This is a genomic window from Pontimicrobium sp. MEBiC06410, from assembly GCF_053601615.1.
Map to the genome: position 1 here is coordinate 1 of NZ_JBSHNT010000023.1, position 598 is coordinate 598.

Below are 598 nucleotides of genomic sequence, written 5' to 3' on the forward strand. Positions count from 1 at the left end.
TTCTTGGTAGGCTACTGGTGTGGCTACTGGTGATGGTAATGGGTTGACTCTTAGGTCTAGGGTGATGGTGTCGTAACAACCTGTAAGGTCTATTGAGGCTCTTACATAGATGGTTTGGGCATTAACAACATTGGTGTATAATGTTGGTAATGGGTTAACTGCGGCATCGGCATCGGCTTGGGTTAGGTAATAGCTTAGGGTGATGCCTGTTTGCCCATTTAGTATTTGTGCGTTGGCCTCTTCTAGATTAAATTCTTCGACTTCATCGCCTGGATTGTTAACATCACAGAGTTCTAGTGGACTTGGTTGTACGAGTACGGGTAATGGGTTGACTATGAGTTCTAGTGGGCGTACTGTTGCACAGCTATTGGTATTGTCTTCTACTCGTATCCATAGAGTTTGGGTATTGGCTATAGTGTTGACAAAGGCATTTGGCGTTGCTATAGGGTTGGTCCCTGCATTGGCATTGGCTTCTGTGATATAGTAGGTTACGATGTATTGTGTAGGGTCTAAATCGTTAGATGGGTCTGTGTCTAATTGGTTTAGTATTTCTGGCTCTTTTTCGGTTAAATCGAAACTGGCAAAGCCATCGGCATCA

Annotated in this window: 1 pseudogene; it reads right to left on the reverse strand. The window is 44.0% G+C overall.

From position 1 onward, the window contains the following. Positions 1-598: pseudogene (locus ACVC08_RS00160) on the reverse strand (hypothetical protein); the annotation flags it as partial.